Consider the following 3,506-nt stretch of genomic DNA (forward strand, 5'->3'; position numbering starts at 1 on the left):
AGGCACAACGGAGGGAGCATAGCCGTAGCTATGTGACCGGAGTTGTAACGAAGCATAGTGCCGGCACAAGGAGTCAGAAATATATGATTTCATATGGTTAGCTACTTAAGCAAATACATTATTATGACCTGCTTCCCGCTGAAACTCCCTTACCTTGCTTCTTGCTATGCTTGATATATTCATATCGTTCAATGCAGCAGAAGATTTCCTTGTGGTAATCCATATCTTTCAAGGCTTATGGTGGATAGGAAACATTGATAGACGGATTTCTGACATAGGTTCAAAACATGGATCGTTACAACGTAACTTCTCCTTTAAATATTGACCCGGAACAAATCATACTGCCTGAGCCTAAAGCAGCAAAGTATTCCGGTATCGCAGCAGGAAAAGAGACAAAGATACTGAATAGCCATGGAAAACTTGTTTCTAAATGGGGGCGATATATCAAACTTTTTTTTAATAAGGTGTTCTTTAAAAAAAAAATGAAACAAGAGCCACAATGTATGCATTCCAGAAACATATGACTAAAAGGCGTGTTGAAGTATTAATGCAAAAAGTTCAAGAAGGCAAAAACACGTCAGACCATGTGGACACTATTTTAGGTCTTCCTGATGAAATACAAACAGAATGCTCTTTTATTAATAAGGCACAGTTTAAAAAGCTTATTGAATCAGACGCTAAAGTCTATCTATCCCATGAAATCAAACTTTGCAAATCCGGTGACAGCCTTGTTGCTTTAAAACAAGAAGTAAACAGACTCAGGGTAGGCAATAAAGTATCTGGCAAAGTAATAGATTCACTCAATAAAGAAATACATCATCAAATGGCTGTACTTGTGAAGACAATGCCAAAGCATCTTCGGAGTATCCCGTACAAAAAAGAACCAGGCATAGATTTTCTTGTAACTGAAAATAAGTGCAATGCTATCAATAACCTACTAACTGCTGCCAAAAATATTGATGGAAATTTAGTCAGGATTCATAGAAAGGCTCTCAATGACATGATGATCGATGTATTCTCAAGGGATGTAAGAGAAATAACCTATATGTGTCTTGCACGGAATAACCCAATAGGGATGCAACTATTATCAATGGAAATAGAAAGTTTAAGAAAGAAAACAATAAAGCCATTTCTTTACCAAGTTTCCTCATTCTCTGAACACTATTATCAAGTTAAAACCAATACAGAAAAAGCATTAAGGATGTTAGAAGCGAAACGGATAACAGCCCATCACCCGGAAAACAATCTAAAAAATAAAGTTGGAAGATCCTTTGCAGAAAAATGGAAAACTCAAACGCCTTATATTGAACGAAAGTTCCATTCCAACGGAGTTCTGCCCCCTCAACCAGCATTACCTGTTACTTTTAAAGCTGACCCTATCACTAAATTGTACAATTTACCGATCGTACCTGAGGAAGATCTAATTTGTGAGGAGAATTTAGGTAAGGGATCTTTTGGCTCTGTGGAACTCGTGAAACACAAGCAGACCAATCAATACCTTGCACTTAAAAAGGTTGCTAATGTTACTCATCGAAGAAACGAATGTGCCCTGATGATAATTATTCAACGTGCCGTAGCAAGAACCGGTGGGAACACAGAGAATATCATACAGATTGTCGCCATGAGCCGGGGAAGGTCAGATAAAAAATACGCACTTATGGAGTATGGAGGCAAGAATTTAAAGAAATCATCAAAACAGAATGGTTGTTTCAAGGGTGAAAAGTTGAAAAGAACTTTTTATCAGACTGTCAAAGGCGTTAACACACTATTTAAGGTTGGTTACCAGCATCAAGATATTAAACCTGAAAATATTCTGATTAATGATGAAGGTGTCGTGAAGATATGCGATTTTGGGCTTGCACTAAGAATAGGTGGCTGCAGGCAAGTACGCGATGGATCACTAAAATATATGTCACCAGAAAAACTGTATCGTTTGGACTATGAACCTAATGACAGGGCAGACTCTTGGGCTTTAGGGTGTACTTTTGCTGAATTGTGTTTAGATTGTAAATCTATAATGCCTGTTGATATGGACATGTTTAAAGGTAAGTTGCCGTATAAAGCAGCTATAGACAAAATAAATAAAAAGAGGAAGGATGTGTACGAGCAACTTTTAGAAAAGGAGGGTAAACAAGCTGCTGATCTTTTCTGGGCGTTAACGGAACCGGATCCTAAAAAACGGCTATCCCCCACTGAAGCACTCGCGCACCCTTACTTTGATTCTTGCCATTCCTGACATCGTTCAGTGCAGTGGTGGGTCCATGGGTTTTCCCATAATATTCAGGCCCCCATACACTGAAGATAATCTTTATTTATCGGTGCTTATGGAACTCCGGGACAGAGAATATTGATAGACGGATTTACAATATAGGTTCAAGCCATGACACATTTGAGCAAAACGACACCTCTAAATATAAACCCTGAACAAATCAAACTGACTGGACCAAAAGCTGCAAAATATTCGGGAATCGAAGCCAAAAAAGGCACCAAGATACTGGATAGTAATGAAAAACTCGTATCTATCTAAATGGGGACGTAATGTTAACTTTTTTTTTGACAAGATATTTATCAACAAGGAAAAACATACACCAAAAACAAACATTTATGATTTTTTAAAAAACATGACCAAAAGACGTGTCGAAGTATTAATAGAAGAAGTTCAAGAGGATCATGAAGGAAAAAACAGATCAGATCACGTTGATAAAATTTTAAAACTGACTGAATCAATACCAAAAGAATGTACTTTTTTTTCAAGAACCAGTTCAGGAATCTTATTGAATCAGACATTGAAGTCTATCTCTGCCATGAAATCGATCGTTGCCAATCGGGAGCAGACCTTGTTGTATTGAAAAAAGAAGTGAACAGGCTTAAGGCAGACGATAAGGTATCAATCACAGTAATCGATTTGCTCAACAAAAAAATACATCAACAAATGGAAGTTATTGTAAATGCAATGCCGGACCATCTAAAAAGTATCCCTTACGAGGGAGACCCGAAAAAAGACTTTAACATGGCTAGAAAAAATTGCCATGCTATAAAAAACCTGCTAGATGCTGCCGAGCAAATTGATAAAAGCTTAGTTTATCGGTACGGAGAGGAAATATGTGAAATGATGATGAAAAGCTTCTCAAGGGATGTAAGAGAAATAAAGACATCATGCCTGAAACATATCAATTTAGAACAGAATGAACAATTAATAACAGGCATTAAGGATTTAAGAGAAGAAATAGTAAAACCATTTTTTAATCGGGTTTCCTTATACCCTGATAAACACTGCAATAAAATACAAGCCAATACAACAAAAGCCATCAATGAATTAGCCAAAACCCATAATCCGGCAAGCAATCTGAATAATGAGGCAAGAACAGATTCTGCAGTAAAAGGGAAAACTAAAACACCTCTTTTACAACAAAATCCGCATTCCAATACACTTCTTGATCTTCAACCAGCAGCACAGGGCGACAGAATCGGTCGAACGATCATCCCGATAATAGGATATTTAGCTA

Annotated in this window: 4 protein-coding genes; all 4 read left to right on the forward strand. The window is 37.3% G+C overall.

Annotation, left to right across the window (positions count from 1 at the left end):
* The first annotated feature begins 287 nt into the window (after positions 1 to 287).
* Complete coding sequence (locus KDK14_RS14275; RefSeq protein WP_257265843.1) at positions 288 to 524, forward strand: hypothetical protein; 237 nt, start codon at positions 288 to 290, stop codon at positions 522 to 524.
* On the forward strand, positions 521 to 2,236 hold the full coding sequence (locus KDK14_RS14280; protein ID WP_257265844.1) for a protein kinase: 1,716 nt from the start codon (positions 521 to 523) through the stop codon (positions 2,234 to 2,236). Before KDK14_RS14275 ends, KDK14_RS14280 begins: the two co-directional genes overlap by 4 nt.
* 268 nt (positions 2,237 to 2,504) lie before the next feature.
* Positions 2,505 to 2,849 (forward strand): hypothetical protein, encoded by a 345-nt coding sequence (locus KDK14_RS14285; RefSeq protein WP_257265845.1) that lies wholly within the window; start codon positions 2,505 to 2,507, stop codon positions 2,847 to 2,849.
* On the forward strand, positions 2,846 to 3,506 hold a 661-nt coding region (locus tag KDK14_RS14290; RefSeq protein WP_257265846.1), incomplete at its 3' end, for a hypothetical protein. The genes KDK14_RS14285 and KDK14_RS14290, both read left to right, overlap by 4 nt.

This window comes from Endozoicomonas sp. ONNA2, assembly GCF_024606365.1.
Classification (GTDB): domain Bacteria; phylum Pseudomonadota; class Gammaproteobacteria; order Pseudomonadales; family Endozoicomonadaceae; genus Endozoicomonas.

Excerpts from the sequence above, each read along its gene's own strand:
- KDK14_RS14275 (WP_257265843.1), top strand. The coding sequence starts at position 288 with ATGGATCGTTACAACGTAACTTCTCCTTTAAATATTGACCCGGAACAA.
- KDK14_RS14280 (WP_257265844.1), top strand. The coding sequence starts at position 521 with ATGACTAAAAGGCGTGTTGAAGTATTAATGCAAAAAGTTCAAGAAGGC.
- KDK14_RS14285 (WP_257265845.1), top strand. The coding sequence starts at position 2,505 with ATGAAAAACTCGTATCTATCTAAATGGGGACGTAATGTTAACTTTTTT.